This is a genomic window from Pseudomonas kilonensis (assembly GCF_001269885.1).
GTDB lineage: Bacteria > Pseudomonadota > Gammaproteobacteria > Pseudomonadales > Pseudomonadaceae > Aquipseudomonas > Aquipseudomonas kilonensis.
The window spans coordinates 88,332-104,633 of the sequence record NZ_LHVH01000014.1; the positions used below are offsets into that span (position 1 = coordinate 88,332).

Here is a 16,302-nt window from a genome sequence, read left to right on the forward strand (position 1 = left end):
GCCAGGGCGTACTCAGGTAAGCCACCATGAATGATCTGCAGCTCGACGAATTCAAGCGCGATGAGAACGCCGCCATGGTCTTGCTCGTCGACGACCAGGCGATGATCGGCGAAGCGGTGCGGCGCGGGCTATCGAACGAAGACAACATCGACTTCCATTTCTGCTCCGATCCTCACCAGGCCATCGCCCATGCGATTCGCATCAAGCCGACGGTGATTCTCCAGGACCTGGTGATGCCCGGCCTGGATGGCTTGAGCCTGGTGCGCGAGTACCGTAACCATCCGGCCACCCGCGATATCCCGATCATTGTCCTGTCCACCAAGGAGGACCCGTTGATCAAGAGCGCGGCGTTCGCCGCCGGGGCCAACGACTACCTGGTCAAGTTGCCGGACAACATCGAACTGGTGGCGCGCATCCGCTATCACTCGCGTTCCTACATGATGCTGTTGCAACGCGACGCGGCCTATCGGGCGCTGCGGGTCAGCCAGCAGCAACTGCTCGACACCAACCTGGTGCTGCAACGCTTGATGAACTCCGACGGCCTGACCGGCCTGTCCAATCGCCGGCACTTCGACGAATACCTGGAGCTGGAATGGCGCAGGGCGATGCGCGACCAGAGCCAACTGTCGCTGCTGATGATCGACGTGGACTACTTCAAGTCCTACAACGACAACTTCGGCCACTTGGAAGGCGACGAAGCGCTGCGCAAGGTCGCCACGGCGATCCGCGAGGCGTGCAGCCGTCCGTCCGACTTGCCGGCCCGCTACGGCGGCGAGGAGTTCGCCCTGGTCCTGCCCGGCACCTCGCCGGGCGGCGCCCGGCTGATGGCCGAGAAACTGCGCCAGGGCGTCGCCGCCCTGAAAATCCCCCACACCACCCCCGACGACGGTGCAAGCCTGACTGTCAGCATCGGCGTCTCGACCTTCATCCCCCAGCAGGGTGGCGAATGCCGGCAACTGATCTCGGCGGCGGACAAGGGGTTGTACCTGGCCAAGCACAATGGGCGTAATCGGGTGGGTTTCGAATAAACCACCCTGAATGTCGGCTTGAATGCTTTTGTGGCGAGGGGATTTATCCCCGCTGGGCTGCGCAGCAGCCCTAAAGCCCGACAACTCGGTGTGTCAGGCAAATTGAGTTGACTGTATTTGGGGCTGCTGCGCAGCCCAGCGGGGATAAATCCCCTCGCCACAGGGGGATTGTGCAGATCAATCCCTGAACCTCATTGCCCCTAAAGCCGCCAGGCGGGCTGCCGCTGGCGCTTGATTACGTTATACTCGCCGGCTTTCAAAAGTTCGCCAACGAGTGCTGCCCGCCATGGAAATCAACCCGATCCTGAACACCATCAAGGACCTGTCCGAGCGCTCCGAAACTATTCGGGGGTATCTTTGACTACGATCAAAAGCATGAGCGTCTGACCGAAGTCAATCGCGAGCTTGAAGATCCGAATGTCTGGAACAACCCTTCGTACGCCCAGGAACTGGGCCGCGAGCGTTCTGCGCTGGCGCAGATCGTCGAGACCCTGGACGAGTTGTCCAGCGGCCTGGCCGATTGCCGCGACCTGCTGGACATGGCTGTCGAAGAGAACGATGAAGGTGCAGTCGGCGATGTCGTCGCCGAGCTGACACGCCTGGACGAGAACCTCGCCAAGCTGGAATTCCGTCGCATGTTCAGCGGCGAGATGGACATGAACAACGCCTACCTGGACATCCAGGCCGGTTCCGGCGGCACCGAGGCCCAGGACTGGGCCAACATCCTGCTGCGCATGTACCTGCGCTGGGCTGACAAACGCGGTTTCGACGCCACCATCATGGAACTGTCGGCCGGTGAAGTCGCCGGGATCAAGGGCGCCACGGTGCACATCAAGGGCGAATACGCCTTTGGCTGGCTGCGGACCGAGATCGGCGTGCACCGCCTGGTGCGCAAGAGCCCGTTCGACTCCGGCAACCGCCGCCACACCTCGTTCTCGGCCGTATTCGTTTCGCCGGAAATCGATGACAACATCGAGATCGAGATCAACCCGGCGGACTTGCGCATCGACACCTACCGTTCCTCCGGGGCCGGTGGTCAGCACGTTAACACCACCGACTCGGCCGTACGGATTACCCACGTACCGACCAACACCGTGGTCAGTTGCCAGAACGAGCGTTCCCAGCACGCCAACAAAGACACCGCGATGAAGATGCTCCGGGCTCGCCTGTACGAGCAGGAAGTGCAGAAGCGCAACGCGGCGTCCCAGGCGCTGGAAGACACCAAGTCGGACATCGGCTGGGGTCACCAGATCCGTTCGTACGTGCTCGATGCCTCGCGGATCAAGGATCTGCGGACCAGCATCGAACGCAGCGATTGCGACAAGGTGCTCGATGGCGATATCGATGAATACCTGATCGCCAGCCTCAAACAAGGGCTGTAACGCGACACCCATGCGGCGGGCAGGCACGCTTCCATCAGGGAGCATGACTCGCCCGCAAACTCCGGCCCGGGGCCGGGGGCAACGAACCTGTGATGGAATCCTTAAAGACATGAGCGACCTAGAACTCGACCCGCAAGCCCTGCAACAGGAAGAAAACTCCCTGATCGCCCTGCGCAAGGAAAAGCTTGCTGCCGAGCGCGCCAAGGGCCAGGCCTTCCCCAACGACTTCCGCCGCGACGCCTACTGCGACGTCTTGCAGAAGCAGTATGCGGACAAGACCAAGGAAGAGCTGGCCGAGGCGGCTATTCCAGTCAAGGTGGCCGGTCGTATCGTGCTCGATCGTGGTTCGTTCATGGTGATCCAGGACATGACCGGGCGCCTCCAGGTCTACGTCAACCGCAAGACCCTGCCGGAAGAAACCCTGGCCGCCGTCAAGACCTGGGACCTGGGCGACATCATTGCCGCCGAAGGCACCCTGGCCCGTTCCGGCAAGGGCGACCTGTACGTCGAGATGACCAGCGTGCGCCTGCTGACCAAGTCCCTGCGCCCGCTGCCGGACAAGCACCACGGCCTGACCGACACCGAGCAGCGCTATCGCCAGCGCTACGTCGACCTGATCGTCAACGAAGACGTGCGCCAGACGTTCCGCGTGCGCTCGCAAGTCATCGCCCACATCCGCAGCTTCCTGATGAAGCGTGACTTCCTGGAAGTCGAGACGCCGATGTTGCAGACCATCCCCGGCGGTGCGGCGGCCAAGCCGTTCGAAACCCACCACAACGCCCTGGACATGGAAATGTTCCTGCGTATCGCGCCGGAGCTTTACCTCAAGCGTCTGGTTGTGGGTGGCTTCGAAAAAGTCTTCGAGATCAACCGCAACTTCCGTAACGAAGGCGTTTCGACCCGGCACAACCCCGAGTTCACCATGCTCGAGTTCTACCAGGCCTACGCCGACTACGAAGACAACATGGACCTGACCGAGGAACTGTTCCGCGAGCTGGCGCAGCTGGTTCTCGGGACGACCGACGTGCCGTACGGCGACAAGGTGTTCCACTTCGGCGAGCCGTTCGTGCGCCTGTCGGTGTTCGACTCGATCCTCAAGTACAACCCTGAGCTGACGGCCGATGACCTGAACGACATCGAAAAGGCCCGCGCCATCGCCAAGAAGGCCGGTGCCAAGGTGCTCGGCTTCGAAGGCCTGGGCAAGCTGCAAGTGATGATTTTCGAAGAGCTGGTCGAGCACAAGCTGGAACAGCCGCACTTCATCACCCAGTACCCGTTCGAAGTGTCGCCGCTGGCCCGTCGCAACGACGAGAACCCAAGCGTGACCGACCGTTTCGAGCTGTTCATCGGTGGCCGTGAAATCGCCAACGCCTATTCCGAGCTCAACGATGCAGAAGACCAGGCCGAGCGTTTCATGGCCCAGGTGGCTGACAAGGACGCCGGCGACGACGAAGCCATGCACTACGATGCCGACTTCGTGCGTGCCCTGGAATACGGCATGCCGCCGACCGCTGGCGAAGGTATCGGCATCGATCGCCTGGTGATGTTGTTGACCAACTCACCGTCGATCCGGGACGTGATTCTCTTCCCGCACATGCGGCCACAAGCGTAAGTGCTTCAACTAAAAAGCCGCCTGGAAGGGCGGCTTTTTATTGCCTGTCTGGTACAAGCGTATCAATTGGTTACTTTTTCAAAGAGCGAGGAAGACCTGTCGTGAATCGTGCAATGGCTTCAGAAGGTGCAGCGGGCGTCGCCACGGCTGTCGCTGAAAGTGTTCAGTACCAGGGCCGCAAGGCCAGCCGACAGGGCAGCGAGCAGCGTCGCCAGGAGATTCTCGACGCGGCCATGCGCATTGTGGTGCGTGATGGCGTGCGCGCGGTACGTCACCGCGCCGTGGCCGCCGAAGCCGGCGTGCCGCTGTCGGCCACCACGTATTATTTCAAGGACATCGATGACTTGCTCACCGATACCTTCGCCCAGTATGTGGAACGCAGCGCGGCGTTCATGGCCAAGCTGTGGACCAACAACGAAGGCCTGCTGCGGGAAATGGTCGCCTATGGGGACGGCAGCGCCCAATCGCGCTCGCAACTGGCGGACGACATTGCCCGGATGACCGCCGACTACGTGCAACACCAATTGGACAGTCGCCGTGAGTACCTGATGGCCGAACAGGCCTTTCGCCAGGAAGCGCTGCTCAACCCGCGCCTGGCGGTATTGGTGCGTTCCCACCAGCAGATTTTGCTGCACGGCACCTGTCAGTTTTTCCAGGTATTGGGCTCCCGTGAGCCGCAACAGGATGCCAAAGTGTTGACGGCGATTATCGGTCGGATGGAATATCAGGGCTTGCTCAATGGCGCCGAGCCGGTAGCCGATGAAGATATGCTCGGCATCCTGACCCGCTACATGCACCTGGTACTGGCGTCGGTGTAACCCCTTGTGGGAGTAGGCTAGGTGGGAGCAAAGCTTGCTCGCGATGAACGATAACGCGGTCCCTCGATAGGCCGAGGTGTTTTCATCGCGAGCAAGCTTTGCTCCCACACACACCTGCTCTCACATGTAAGGACAAGGTGCCGTGCCATAGGGAGTTCAAATGAAAGCCTGGCGTGCCGTTGTACTGGCCGTGTCGTTGCTGCTGCTCAGTGGTTGCCTGGTGTCGTTCAAGGCACCGTTGCCTGACAGCGAAGCCGCGCCCGCGGGCCTGCTCGGTGACTGGACCAGCACCAATGCCTGGGGTGAACCGTTGAACCTGGAGCTGACGCAGGTCGGCAAGCACCGCTACCAGGCCATCAGCTACTTCAGGGCCAGGCCCCATGAGCGCGAAGCCATTCCCCTGACGGTGTCCCGTCATGGCAGCCGCTGGTACGTGTCGGCCAAGGTGCCGGCCCGGTTTGGCGGCCATTATCTGATCGCCGGTTTCGAGTTGACCGACAAGCAGGAGCTGGTGGTTTACAACCTGGACCTGGAGCAGATCAACCAGGCCATCGGCCAGAAGATCCTCAGCGGCCAACCGAACCAGAGCGAGGAAGGTGACGGCGTGCTGGTGGACAGCGACATGAACAAGGTTTTCGGTTACCTCGACGACCCGGCCAATTCCGACGTGTTCTCGGAGGCCGTGCGCTACCAGCGGCTGGTCAAATCCCAATAACAGCAACAAGCGGACGTTTTTTCACAGGAGTTCCGGGTGGACGATTACCAGCAGACGATACGCACCTTGTCCGATCGCATTGTGCTGGCGCAAACGCCGATTCGCATCCTCGACGCGGTGAAGTGGGACGAGAGCATCCGCAAGGGGTTTCTCAAGGCCAAGGGCAAGGAAATGCCTGCGGTGGATCGCGACTATTACCTCAACCGGCCACTGTCCTTCGATTCCAGCAAGGTGAAGCTGGAGTTCCAGAACATCGAGCGTGACATCACCCGCCAACTGGGGCAGTTCAACCCGGTCGGCCAGATCATGCGCCGCATGTGCAAGGAATACCGCATGGTGGTGCGCATGCTCGAAGCGCGTGGCACCGAGGATTTCGGGCTGATCTCCCAGGAGCTCTATGGCGCCGCCTCCGATGCCTTCCACGCCGGCGACCCGACCCTGGCCGACCTGGGCCTGATGCTCTCCGATTACCTGAACAACATCGATGGCCGTGGCGACCTCAAGGACGAGCCGAAAGTCCTCAGCGCCAAGGAAGCCGTCAGCCTGCTGCAGCACCGCCTCAACCGGGTGTTTGGCGAAGCCGAGGAAACCATCCGGGTGTTCGAGTCCGATGGCATTGTGGCCGACGCAGCGGCGGGTGCGGACTACATCAAGATCCGCACCGATGCGATGTTCAACGAGCGCGACGTGCGAGCGCTGGAAGTCCACGAAGGGCTGGTGCACGTCGGCACCACCCTCAACGGCCTCAACCAGCCGATCTGCACCTTCCTGTCCAAGGGCCCGCCCTCGTCCACCGTGACCCAGGAAGGCCTGGCGATCCTGATGGAAATCATCACCTTCGCCTCCTACCCGAGTCGCCTGCGCAAACTGACCAACCGCACCCGGGCCATTCACATGGTGGAGGAGGGCGCCGATTTCCTGCAGGTCTTCGAGTTCTTCCGCGAGCAGGGTTTTGAAATGGCCGAAAGCTACGGCAACGCCAGTCGGGTTTTCCGAGGGTCGGTGCCGACGGGTCTGCCATTCACCAAAGACTTGTCCTACCTCAAAGGCTTCATCATGGTTTACAACTACATTCAGTTGGCCGTGCGCAAGGGCAAGCTGGAACAGGTGCCGCTGCTGTTCTGCGGCAAGACCACCCTCGAGGACATGCGCACGTTGCGGCAACTGGTGGACGAAGGCCTGGTCGTACCACCCAAGTACCTGCCCGAGCAGTTCCGCGACATGAACGCCCTGTCGGCCTGGATGTGTTTCTCCAACTTCCTGAACCACCTGAGCCTGGACCGGATCGAAGCGGATTATTCCAATATCCTCTGAACACCCACACTGTCCGAAAAATGTGGGAGCGAGCCTGCTCGCGAAAGCGATTGAACATTCAACATCAATGTTGACTGCAATGCCGCCTTCGCGAGCAGGCTCGCTCCCACAGGGACGGTGTTCCAACCCTGATTTTTGCGAGGCTTCACCGGATGCGAACCCTCGGCATCATTTGCCTGTTGCTGGCCCTGAGCGGTTGCAGCTCACTGCTGTTCTACCCCGAACGCGGCCTGCCGTTTACCCCGGAGCGGGCCAAGCTCGAGTACCGCGACGTCACCCTGACCACCGCCGACGGTCTCAAGCTCCACGGCTGGTGGCTACCCGTCAAACCGGGTGTGGAGGTCAAGGGCACGGTCCTGCATTTGCACGGCAACGGCGGTAACCTGGCCTGGCACCTGGGCGGGAGCTGGTGGTTGCCGGAGCAGGGCTACCAGGTGTTGATGGTCGACTACCGGGGTTACGGCGTGTCCGAAGGCGAGCCGAGCCTGCCGGCGATCTATCAGGACATCGACGCGGCGTTCCAATGGCTCGACCAGGCGCCGGAGGTGCAGGGCAAGCCGCTGGTGTTGCTCGGCCAGAGCCTGGGCGGTGCGCTGGCGGTGCATTACCTGGTCGAGCACCCGCAGCGCCAACGGCAGCTCAAGGCCCTGGTGCTCGATGGCGTGCCCGCCAGTTATCGCGACGTTGGCCGTTTTGCCCTGAGTACCTCGTGGCTGACCTGGCCGTTCCAGGTGCCGTTGTCCTGGCTGGTGCCGGACGGTGACAGCGCGATCAGTTCCGTGGCGCAATTGAATGGCGTGCCGAAATTGATCTACCACAGCCTGGACGATCCCATCGTGCCCCTTTCCAACGGCATCCGTCTGTATCAAGCTGCGCCGCCGCCGCGGGTCTTGCAGTTGACACGCGGCGGCCATGTGCAGACATTCGCCGACCCAACCTGGCGCACCGTGATGCTGCGCTACCTCGACGACCCCCAGCACTTCGACGGCCTGCGCCGCCTGGGCGAGGTCCCGAACTACCCGAAATCACCCGTTGAATCACCAGAGAGTCCGCAATGAGCGAAGAACGTAACGCCATCCCCCTGATCATCACCGGTATCTGCAGCATCCTCGGCACCGTGGGGGTGCTCTGGTACTACGGTTACCTGCACTTCGCCAAGCCCGAGGACGCGTTGCTGCTCAACCAGTTCACCATGCTCAAGACCGTACCAGGCGAGGACTACAAGGTGTCCCTGGAACCGGCCCCCCAGGTCGCCCAATGCATCGATGGCGTGCTGGTGCTGTTCGACACCGAGCAGAAAGGCCTGACCGGCGTGCTGATCAACGAGAAGAAACGCGCGGTGCGCTGCATGGGCCAGGAAACGCCGCAGAAATTGCAGCCATAGTCCAATCTCAAGGACACCACCATTCCCTTGTGGGAGCGGGCTTGCTCGCGAAGGCGGTGTGTCAGTCACTGTATGTGTAGCTGACCGGACGCTTTCGCGAGCAAGCCCGCTCCCACAGGGGAGATGTGTTGGCCGATAAAAAAGCCCCGCCTGATTGAAGTCAGGCGGGGCTTTTTTGTTGCTCTCAGCCGATCAGTTGGCGCTCAAGGTCGAGCGCGGGGCCACTGGCTGGTTGTCGTTGGAGATGGTCACTTCCACGCGACGGTTCATGGCACGACCCGAGACGCTGGTGTTGTCGGCCACCGGGAACTCCTTGCCGTACCCCTGGGTCACGATGCGGGCCGGGTCCACGCCCATTTTCACCAGGGCAGTGCGCACGGAGCTGGCGCGGCGCTCGGAGAGCGACTGGTTGTAGGAATCCGAACCGGTGCTGTCGGTATAGCCTTCGATGATCACCTTGCGGTCCGGGCTTTCCTGGAGGAACTGCGCCAGTTTGCTCACATTCGTCATGCCGCTGGCGCGCAGGTCGGACTTGTTGGTGGCGAACAGCACGTCGCCGAAGGTCACCAGCGTACCGCGTTCGGTCTGCTTGGCGTTGAGGCTGTCCTGCAGTTGCTTGATCTGCGCGTTACGCGCATCGAGCAAGGCACGCGCACGTTCGTCACCGGCATTTTTCAGTTCGGCTTCGGCGTTGCGCAGGGCGATGGTCTGCTTGGCCACTTCAACGCGCTGGTTGGTCAGGTAGGCCAACTGGTCGACCTTGGCTTCGTCTTCCTTGTCCAGGTAGGCCTTGTCGGCCTTGGCCAGGAAGTCCGCCGCGTCCTTGGTTTCCAGGGCAGCCACTTTGGTCGCCGCCGGGTCAGCCTGCAGGCCGTTGTAGTTGGTGCGCGCCTGTTCCAGGTTCGCGTTCGGGTCGTGGGAGCAAGCGGCCAGGGCTACGCAGGCAGCGAGCAGGGCGGGCATCATCAAGTGTTTGTGCATCATAGTCTGTCGTCCTTTTATCAATGAGAAGTACGTCGTGGCGTGAACGGCTTACTGAACCTTGTTCATGCCTTCCTGACGCAGTTCCTGAACCCCTTTCTGGGAGTCCTTGAGTGTTTGTTCGGCCTTGGCGGCCTGGGCCTTGCGCTCGGCGACGCGGGCATCCCACTCGGCCTGTTCGGCCAGTCGCTTGGCTTCGTCGTACTTCTGGTCATGCATGGCGATTTCGGCTTGCTTGAGCTTGTCCTGGGCCGATTTCATTTCCACGGCGGCGAATTCGGTACCGCCGGCGCTGACGGCGCTGTTGACCGCCGATTGGGTCACCGCGTACTGCTCCGAAGGTGGATTACCGGCGCAACCGGCGAGAATGAAGCTGCTACCGATCGCCAGGGCAGCCAACTTCAAGCCGCGCAGGCCAGTGAATGAGGGTTTGGCAGTGCAGGTATTCATAGGCTTCAACTCCATTGGAAAACTCCTGAAAAAACGACAAATCCATGCTGGGACCGAAGCCGTGACGTCTGGTTTGGCGCTGGCGCCAAGGCGCGTTTATTTAAACAACCGTTCCAGTATGGTTACTCGGTGTGACCCGAGGCGTTTTTCAAAAGTTCAGCGAAGATGGCCATTCGCCAAAAGAATTACTGACTGATCGGTCAGCGGCAGAAAAGCTGAACTTTCAAGGCGCGCAGCGGTATTGCGGCGCAGGTGGAAAAGCCACCGCGCCGGAAAGTCGCAACCAGGAATGAAAGAAGTCAGTGTTTGGATTTGTCGTTCTGCGAGGAAAGTTCGTGCAGATGCCGGCGGGACAACGCGAGGAATCGCGGGGTCGGGCCCACGTCTTCGTACAGCGGGTCGCCTTCTTCATCGGTGGCGACGACTTGTGAGCCCTTGATGTAGGGAAAGCTTGCTTCCAGCTCTTCCAGCGCCGCCCCGATCAGCTCGCCGAGCAGTTCCTCGGGCTGGCGCTTGGGGTACATGTCGCAGATCGCTGCCAGCCGGGCGGCGGCTTCCACGTCCAGATGGATCGTGTAGCCGGTCTGGGTCAGGCGGCCCTTGGCGTTTTCTTCCCAATGCTGGGCAAGCTCACGAATTTTCATGATGACCTCAATCAGTCTGCTCGTGGCAGGCGCGGTGAGTGACAAGCCGTTGTGTGGCTTACTCATGAGACTAGCTTTGTTGTGCAAGGTTTAAAGTCCCTTCGTCGCTTGTCATAAGCGACGGGCATCGGCACTCTCTGATCCAAGAGCTGTCCGGACTTTTTTGCTGGAGAAATGCTGATGACCGATATCGATGCCCGCTTGCGCGAGGACGTCCACCTGCTCGGCGAACTGCTGGGCAATACCATCCGCGAACAGTACGGGGACACGTTTCTCGACAAGATCGAGCAGATCCGCAAGGGCGCCAAGGCTGACCGACGCGGTTCCGTGGACGCCGAACTCAGCGCCAGCCTCAACCAGTTGAGCGAGGACGAACTGCTGCCGGTGGCACGGGCGTTCAACCAGTTTCTCAACCTGGCCAACATCGCCGAGCAATACCAACTTATCCACCGCCGCGAAGAGTCGCAACCGGCGCCCTTCGAGGCACGGGTGCTGCCCGAGTTGCTCGCCCGGCTGCGCGCCGAGGGCCATGGCGCCGAAGCCCTGGCCCGGCAATTGGGGCGGCTGGAGATCGAACTGGTCCTCACGGCCCACCCCACGGAAGTGGCTCGCCGTACGCTGATCCAGAAATACGACGCCATCGCCGCGCAACTGGCGGCCCAGGATCACCGCGACCTGACCAGCGCCGAGCGCGCGCAGATTCACGAGCGCCTGCAGCGGTTGATCGCCGAAGCCTGGCACACCGAAGAAATCCGCCGCACCCGACCGACCCCGGTGGACGAGGCCAAGTGGGGTTTCGCGGTGATCGAGCACTCGTTGTGGCAGGCCATCCCCAATTACCTGCGCAAGGCCGACCAGGCCCTGCATGCCGCGACCGGCTTGCGCCTGCCGCTGGAGGCCGCGCCGATCCGTTTTGCCTCGTGGATGGGCGGCGACCGTGACGGCAACCCGAATGTCACCGCCGCCGTGACCCGCGAGGTGCTGTTGCTGGCGCGGTGGATGGCGGCGGACCTGTACCTGCGTGATGTCGATCAACTGGCGGCCGAGCTGTCGATGCAACACGCCAGCGAGGCCTTGCGCGCCCAGGCCGGCGACAGCGCCGAACCTTATCGCGCCGTGCTCAAGCAACTGCGTGAACGCCTGCGCGCCACCCGCAACTGGGCCCACGCCTCCCTGAGCGCCGCCACGCCGCCAGGCGCCGACGTGTTACAGCACAACCGCGAGCTGCTGGACCCCCTGGAGCTGTGTTACCACTCGTTGCACGAATGCGGCATGGGTGTGATTGCCGACGGGCCACTGCTCGATTGCCTGCGCCGGGCGGTGACCTTCGGCCTGTTCCTGGTGCGCCTCGATGTGCGCCAGGACTCGACGCGCCATACCGCCGCCATGACGGAAATAACCGACTACCTGGGCCTGGGCCGCTATGAGGATTGGAACGAGGAGCAGCGCATCAGCTTCTTGCTGGCGGAACTGAGCAACCGGCGTCCGCTGCTGCCGGCCCATTTCAAACCGTCGGCCGATACGGCGGAAGTGTTGGCGACGTGCCGGGAAGTGGCTGCGGCGCCAGCGGCGTCCCTGGGTTCCTACGTGATCTCCATGGCCGGTGCGGCTTCCGATGTCCTCGCCGTGCAGCTGTTATTGAAGGACGCTGGCGTGTTGCGGCCAATGCGCGTGGTGCCGCTGTTCGAGACCCTGGCCGACCTGGACAACGCCGGGCCGGTGATCGAGCGGCTGTTGCTGCTGCCCGGTTATCGCTCGCGGCTGCAAGGCCCACAGGAAGTGATGATCGGCTATTCCGACTCGGCCAAGGACGCCGGGACCACCGCGGCGGCCTGGGCACAGTATCGGGCCCAGGAGCGGTTGGTGGACATCTGCCGCGAGCAGCAAGTCGAACTGCTGTTGTTCCATGGTCGCGGCGGCACCGTGGGCCGTGGTGGTGGTCCGGCGCACGCGGCGATCCTGTCCCAGCCACCGGGTTCGGTGGCCGGGCGTTTCCGCACCACTGAGCAAGGCGAAATGATTCGTTTCAAATTCGGCCTGCCGGACATCGCCGAACAGAACCTCAACCTTTATCTCGCCGCCGTGCTTGAAGCGACGCTGTTGCCACCGCCGCCGCCGACGCCGCAGTGGCGGGACCTGATGGACGAACTGGCGGCCGATGGCGTCCGTGCCTACCGCGCCGTGGTGCGGGAAAACCCGCAATTTGTCGAGTACTTCCGCCAGTCCACCCCCGAGCAGGAACTGGGGCGCCTGCCCCTGGGCAGCCGTCCGGCCAAGCGTCGGGCCGGTGGCATCGAAAGCCTGCGGGCGATCCCGTGGATCTTCGGCTGGACCCAGACCCGCCTGATGCTGCCGGCCTGGCTCGGCTGGGAAACCGCACTGAGCAAGGCCCTGGAGCGCGGCGAAGGTGAGTTGCTGGGGCAGATGCGCGAGCAATGGCCGTTCTTCCGGACCCGCATCGACATGCTGGAGATGGTGCTGGCCAAGGCCGACGCCGATATTGCCCGCTCCTACGACGAGCGTTTGGTGGAACCTGGGCTGCTGCCTTTGGGTGCGCATTTACGCGACCTATTGTCGCAGGCTTGTGGGGTGGTCCTTGGGTTGACCGGTCAGTCGCAGCTACTGGCACATAGCCCTGCCACGCTGGAATTCATTCGCCTGCGCAACACGTACCTCGACCCGCTGCACCTGTTGCAGGCCGAACTGTTGGCGCGCTCGCGGCAGCAGGATGTGGCCCAGGGCAGCCCCGTGGAACAGGCGTTGCTGGTGTCTGTGGCGGGGATTGCCGCCGGTTTGCGCAATACCGGCTAAGGTTAGGCAGCGCACCGAAACGGCTCGCCCGGTGTTCCCGGGCGTTGTCCGCCGGGGGAGGGGACAGGTTGGCCAGGCGACAGTTTGTTGCCCGGTTGCGACTCTCGCCACCCCCTGCGAAGGTCGTATCGGGCGCGGGTTCCTCCGACTTTCGGCGGCTTGTGTGGGTCGGGCCTGCTGTGTATCTTGATCAGCCTTTGGCCGTTTGGGCGGTCACGATCCTGTTTTTCGAAGATTGGCCCCACGAGGCGAATCCGAGCGTTTTACATAAAAAAATTGAGGAGCACATCGATGCGCGTCATTCTGCTGGGAGCTCCCGGGGCCGGTAAAGGTACTCAGGCAAAGTTCATCACCGAAAAATTCGGTATCCCGCAAATCTCCACTGGCGACATGCTGCGTGCCGCGGTCAAGGCGGGCACGCCACTGGGCGTTCAAGCCAAGAGCATCATGGATGCCGGCGGCCTGGTGTCGGATGACCTGATCATCGCCCTGGTCAAGGATCGCATCGCTCAAGCCGATTGCGCCAACGGCTTCCTGTTCGACGGCTTCCCGCGCACCATTCCCCAGGCTGAAGCCCTGGTGACTGCCGGTGTCGAGCTCGATCACGTGGTCGAAATCGCGGTCGACGACGAAGAGATCGTCCAGCGCATTGCCGGCCGTCGCGTTCACGAAGCGTCCGGCCGTGTCTATCACACCGTCTACAACCCGCCAAAAGTCGCCGGCAAGGACGACGTGACTGGCGAAGAGCTGGTGCAGCGCAAGGACGACACCGAAGAAACCGTGCGTCATCGCCTGTCGGTCTACCATTCCCAGACCAAGCCGCTGGTGGCGTTCTACCAGAATCTGTCGGCAGCCCAGGGCAAGCCGAAGTACAGCCACATCCCGGGCGTTGGCTCGGTCGATGCGATCACCGGCAAGGTGCTCGAAGCGCTGAGCTGAAAAGTCTGATCAGTTGCATCAACTACGGCCCGCTTGCGGGCCGTAGTTGTTTATACTGGCGCACTTTTTTTCCACCTGATTTACGGACACATCGATGAGCACCTTGCTGGCCCTGGACACCGCGACTGAAGCTTGCTCCGTTGCCTTGCTGCACGACGGCAAGGTCACGAGCCATTACGAGGTGATCCCGCGCCTGCACGCGCAGAAACTGTTGCCGATGATCCAGAAACTGCTGAGCGATGCCGGGACGACCTTGCAGGCAGTGGACGCGATTGCTTTCGGTCGCGGGCCGGGGGCTTTTACCGGCGTGCGCATCGCCATCGGCGTGGTGCAGGGGCTGGCGTTTGCCCTGGAGCGGCCGGTGTTGCCAGTGTCGAACCTGGCGGTGCTGGCCCAGCGCGCCTTGCGCGAACAAGGCGCCCGCCAAGTTGCAGCGGCCATCGATGCGCGCATGGACGAGGTGTACTGGGGCTGCTATCGCGAAACCGACGGCGAGATGCGCCTGGTCGGTGCTGAAGCGGTATTGCCGCCCGAAGCGGCGGCGTTGCCGAGCGACGCCGGCGGTGACTGGTTCGGCGCCGGCACCGGTTGGGGCTACGGCGAGCGCATCACCGTCAACCTGGCCGGCCAGGACGCCACCCTGCTGCCTCACGCCGAAGACCTGCTGGCCCTGGCCTGCTTCGCCTGGGCCCGTGGTGAAGCCATTGTGGCCGATGATGCGCAACCCGTTTACTTGCGGGACAAAGTCGCCACGCCAAAATCCGAGCGATAACCCCAGGCGTTGTGGGAGCAAAGCTTGCTCGCGATACAGGCGCCTCGGTTCCCGGGCAGACCGCGTCATCTTCATCGCGGGCAAGCCTTGCTCCCACAAAGACATTTCACCTGCCAAAAGTCACACCCAATATTGCCAGTCGTCACTTTTTCAGCCCGTTTTTAAACCTTTTGGACTTTATGTGTTCTAGTTATCACTTGCGCATTTGCGCGGCTGTGAAAGTGCCGCTAAATTGCCATCATTGATACCGAGCATTCTGTTATGCGTATAGACGGCGTTTCATCCCAGTCCTATCCCATCAAGCGCAAGCCTCGTGCAGGCAAAATCGCTGAGCAAGAGTCCTTCGATGATGATATCGATGGCGAACTGGAGTTCCCGTCTGAAGAGCAACTGGCCGCCCGCGCCGCCAAGGCCTCCGCGCAACGCCTGAGCAATCTCCCCGCCCGTCAGCAAGACATGCTTTATCACCGTGCAATGAGCCGCAGTGTCGCCACGGCCCTGGCGAGCTACCTGAGCACCGCCGGTTTCGTCGATTGGGATATGGAAGTGCTGGGACTCGATCTCTACATCTGATGGTCTTCCCTTACTACCTGGGCTGTCCGTCCTGGAGCGAAAACGCCTGGCGTGATTATCTCTATCCCCAGGACGCGAAAAGCACCGACTTTCTGAATCTCTATTCCCAAGTGTTCAATGCCGTGGAAGGCAATACGACCTTCTACGCCAGCCCTTCTGCGGCCACGGTCCAGCGCTGGGCCGAAATCATGCCCGAGCACTTTCGCTTCACCGCCAAGTTTCCCGGTGACATCAGCCACAACGGCGACTTGCGTGAGCGCCTGACGGCCACCGAAACCTTCCTGCAACTGCTCAGCCCCTTGGGTGAGCGTGTCTCGCCGTACTGGCTGCAACTGTCCAAGGCCTTCACCCCGAATCGGTTGCCGGAATTGGCGGGGTTCATCGACGCCTTGCAGCGCCCCTTGGCTGTGGAAGTCCGTCACGATGAGTTCTTTGCCAAGGGCGACGCCGAACGGCGCCTCAATCGTCTGTTGCTCGATCGTGGTGTCGAACGCATCTGCCTCGATCCCCGGGCCTTGTTCAGTTGCACCTCGACTGATCCTGCGGTGCTCCACGCGCAATCGAAAAAGCCCCGCGTACCACCCCGGCCCGCGGCGTTCACCCAATGCCCGCAAGTGCGCTTCATTGGTCATCCGGTGCTGGAAGCCAATGAACCGTTCCTGACGCCCTGGGTGGAAAAAATCGCCGCGTGGATCGAAGAAGGGCGCACGCCCTATATCTTCTTGCACACCGCCGACAACCTGCTGGCAGCCAAACTCGCGCAACGCTTCCACACTCGCCTGATGAGTCGTTTACCTGGCTTGCCGGCCCTGCCTGAGCTATATAGAGAGCCCGCCGCCGAGCAACTGGGTTTGCTCTGAGGCCAACCCTACCTGCTCA

General features: G+C 61.9%; 16 protein-coding genes. 13 read left to right on the forward strand and 3 right to left on the reverse strand.

All coding sequences use genetic code 11. From position 1 onward, the window contains the following. Positions 1–26 precede the first annotated feature (26 nt). The 8 genes from AD662_RS05190 (at position 27) to AD662_RS05225 (ending at position 8,253) form a co-directional block, all read left to right on the forward strand. On the forward strand, positions 27–1,028 hold the full coding sequence (locus AD662_RS05190) for a response regulator (protein WP_053185859.1): 1,002 nt from the start codon (positions 27–29) through the stop codon (positions 1,026–1,028). A gap of 286 nt (positions 1,029–1,314) precedes the next feature. Continuing rightward, positions 1,315–2,410, forward strand: a protein-coding gene (gene prfB / locus AD662_RS29180) for a peptide chain release factor 2 (protein ID WP_095963568.1) whose coding sequence is annotated in 2 segments (ribosomal slippage) — positions 1,315–1,386 and positions 1,388–2,410 — 1,095 coding nt in all. Because the reading frame shifts where the segments join, the coding sequence is not laid out codon by codon here. 109 nt (positions 2,411–2,519) lie between these two features. Next, on the forward strand, positions 2,520–4,022 hold the full coding sequence (gene lysS / locus AD662_RS05200; protein WP_003198151.1) for a lysine--tRNA ligase: 1,503 nt from the start codon (positions 2,520–2,522) through the stop codon (positions 4,020–4,022). 101 nt (positions 4,023–4,123) lie between these two features. After that, on the forward strand, positions 4,124–4,840 hold the full coding sequence (locus tag AD662_RS05205; RefSeq protein WP_003198153.1) for a TetR/AcrR family transcriptional regulator: 717 nt from the start codon (positions 4,124–4,126) through the stop codon (positions 4,838–4,840). 160 nt (positions 4,841–5,000) lie between these two features. After that, positions 5,001–5,555: a hypothetical protein gene (locus AD662_RS05210; RefSeq protein WP_018611048.1), complete on the forward strand. Its 555-nt coding sequence runs from the start codon at positions 5,001–5,003 to the stop codon at positions 5,553–5,555. Between the two features lie 36 nt (positions 5,556–5,591). Further along, positions 5,592–6,869 (forward strand): flavohemoglobin expression-modulating QEGLA motif protein, encoded by a 1,278-nt coding sequence (locus tag AD662_RS05215; RefSeq protein WP_014336757.1) that lies wholly within the window; start codon positions 5,592–5,594, stop codon positions 6,867–6,869. 152 nt (positions 6,870–7,021) lie between these two features. Beyond that, positions 7,022–7,927, forward strand: a complete 906-nt coding sequence (locus AD662_RS05220; protein ID WP_053178288.1) for an alpha/beta hydrolase — start codon at positions 7,022–7,024, stop codon at positions 7,925–7,927. Beyond that, a complete protein-coding gene (locus AD662_RS05225; RefSeq protein ID WP_014336759.1) occupies positions 7,924–8,253 on the forward strand; it encodes a PA3694 family proteiin in 330 nt (109 codons plus the stop codon). Before AD662_RS05220 ends, AD662_RS05225 begins: the two co-directional genes overlap by 4 nt. Positions 8,254–8,445: 192 nt before the next feature. Here AD662_RS05225 and lptF read toward each other — a convergent pair whose 3' ends face one another. The 3 genes from lptF to AD662_RS05240 form a co-directional block, all read right to left on the reverse strand. Then, entirely contained in the window at positions 8,446–9,234 is a 789-nt protein-coding gene (gene lptF, locus AD662_RS05230; RefSeq protein WP_018603790.1) for a lipotoxin F family OmpA-related lipoprotein LptF, read from the reverse strand. 51 nt (positions 9,235–9,285) lie between these two features. Next, positions 9,286–9,699 (reverse strand): DUF4398 domain-containing protein, encoded by a 414-nt coding sequence (locus tag AD662_RS05235; RefSeq protein WP_053185863.1) that lies wholly within the window; start codon positions 9,697–9,699, stop codon positions 9,286–9,288. A 284-nt stretch (positions 9,700–9,983) separates the two neighbouring features. Then, positions 9,984–10,328 carry a hypothetical protein gene (locus AD662_RS05240; protein WP_003198166.1) on the reverse strand — a complete coding sequence of 115 codons (345 nt, stop codon included), beginning with the start codon at positions 10,326–10,328 and terminating at the stop codon, positions 9,984–9,986. 180 nt (positions 10,329–10,508) lie between these two features. Here AD662_RS05240 and ppc point away from each other — a divergent pair, with 180 nt between their 5' ends. The 5 genes from ppc to AD662_RS05265 all read left to right on the forward strand — a co-directional run bounded on the left by ppc (position 10,509) and on the right by AD662_RS05265 (position 16,283). After that, on the forward strand, positions 10,509–13,139 hold the full coding sequence (gene ppc / locus AD662_RS05245) for a phosphoenolpyruvate carboxylase (RefSeq protein WP_018603786.1): 2,631 nt from the start codon (positions 10,509–10,511) through the stop codon (positions 13,137–13,139). Between the two features lie 291 nt (positions 13,140–13,430). Then, entirely contained in the window at positions 13,431–14,078 is a 648-nt protein-coding gene (gene adk / locus AD662_RS05250; RefSeq protein WP_018603784.1) for an adenylate kinase, read from the forward strand. Between the two features lie 94 nt (positions 14,079–14,172). Beyond that, positions 14,173–14,850 carry a tRNA (adenosine(37)-N6)-threonylcarbamoyltransferase complex dimerization subunit type 1 TsaB gene (gene tsaB, locus AD662_RS05255; protein WP_053185866.1) on the forward strand — a complete coding sequence of 226 codons (678 nt, stop codon included), beginning with the start codon at positions 14,173–14,175 and terminating at the stop codon, positions 14,848–14,850. 261 nt (positions 14,851–15,111) lie between these two features. Further along, positions 15,112–15,423, forward strand: a complete 312-nt coding sequence (locus AD662_RS05260; RefSeq protein WP_014336766.1) for a hypothetical protein — start codon at positions 15,112–15,114, stop codon at positions 15,421–15,423. Then, positions 15,423–16,283, forward strand: coding sequence for a DUF72 domain-containing protein (locus tag AD662_RS05265; RefSeq protein WP_018603780.1), 861 nt, complete (start codon positions 15,423–15,425; stop codon positions 16,281–16,283). The genes AD662_RS05260 and AD662_RS05265 overlap by 1 nt, the downstream gene beginning before the upstream one ends. Positions 16,284–16,302: the final 19 nt, after the last annotated feature.

What these genes read in the sequence shown, in the direction of transcription:
- AD662_RS05190 (WP_053185859.1), top strand. Translation starts at nt 27, where the DNA reads ATGAATGATCTGCAGCTCGACGAATTCAAGCGCGATGAGAACGCCGCC.
- lysS (WP_003198151.1), top strand. Translation starts at nt 2,520, where the DNA reads ATGAGCGACCTAGAACTCGACCCGCAAGCCCTGCAACAGGAAGAAAAC.
- AD662_RS05210 (WP_018611048.1), top strand. Translation starts at nt 5,001, where the DNA reads ATGAAAGCCTGGCGTGCCGTTGTACTGGCCGTGTCGTTGCTGCTGCTC.
- AD662_RS05220 (WP_053178288.1), top strand. Translation starts at nt 7,022, where the DNA reads ATGCGAACCCTCGGCATCATTTGCCTGTTGCTGGCCCTGAGCGGTTGC.
- AD662_RS05225 (WP_014336759.1), top strand. Translation starts at nt 7,924, where the DNA reads ATGAGCGAAGAACGTAACGCCATCCCCCTGATCATCACCGGTATCTGC.
- lptF (WP_018603790.1), bottom strand. Translation starts at nt 9,234, where the DNA reads ATGCACAAACACTTGATGATGCCCGCCCTGCTCGCTGCCTGCGTAGCC.
- AD662_RS05235 (WP_053185863.1), bottom strand. Translation starts at nt 9,699, where the DNA reads ATGGAGTTGAAGCCTATGAATACCTGCACTGCCAAACCCTCATTCACT.
- AD662_RS05240 (WP_003198166.1), bottom strand. Translation starts at nt 10,328, where the DNA reads ATGAAAATTCGTGAGCTTGCCCAGCATTGGGAAGAAAACGCCAAGGGC.
- ppc (WP_018603786.1), top strand. Translation starts at nt 10,509, where the DNA reads ATGACCGATATCGATGCCCGCTTGCGCGAGGACGTCCACCTGCTCGGC.
- adk (WP_018603784.1), top strand. Translation starts at nt 13,431, where the DNA reads ATGCGCGTCATTCTGCTGGGAGCTCCCGGGGCCGGTAAAGGTACTCAG.
- tsaB (WP_053185866.1), top strand. Translation starts at nt 14,173, where the DNA reads ATGAGCACCTTGCTGGCCCTGGACACCGCGACTGAAGCTTGCTCCGTT.
- AD662_RS05260 (WP_014336766.1), top strand. Translation starts at nt 15,112, where the DNA reads ATGCGTATAGACGGCGTTTCATCCCAGTCCTATCCCATCAAGCGCAAG.
- AD662_RS05265 (WP_018603780.1), top strand. Translation starts at nt 15,423, where the DNA reads ATGGTCTTCCCTTACTACCTGGGCTGTCCGTCCTGGAGCGAAAACGCC.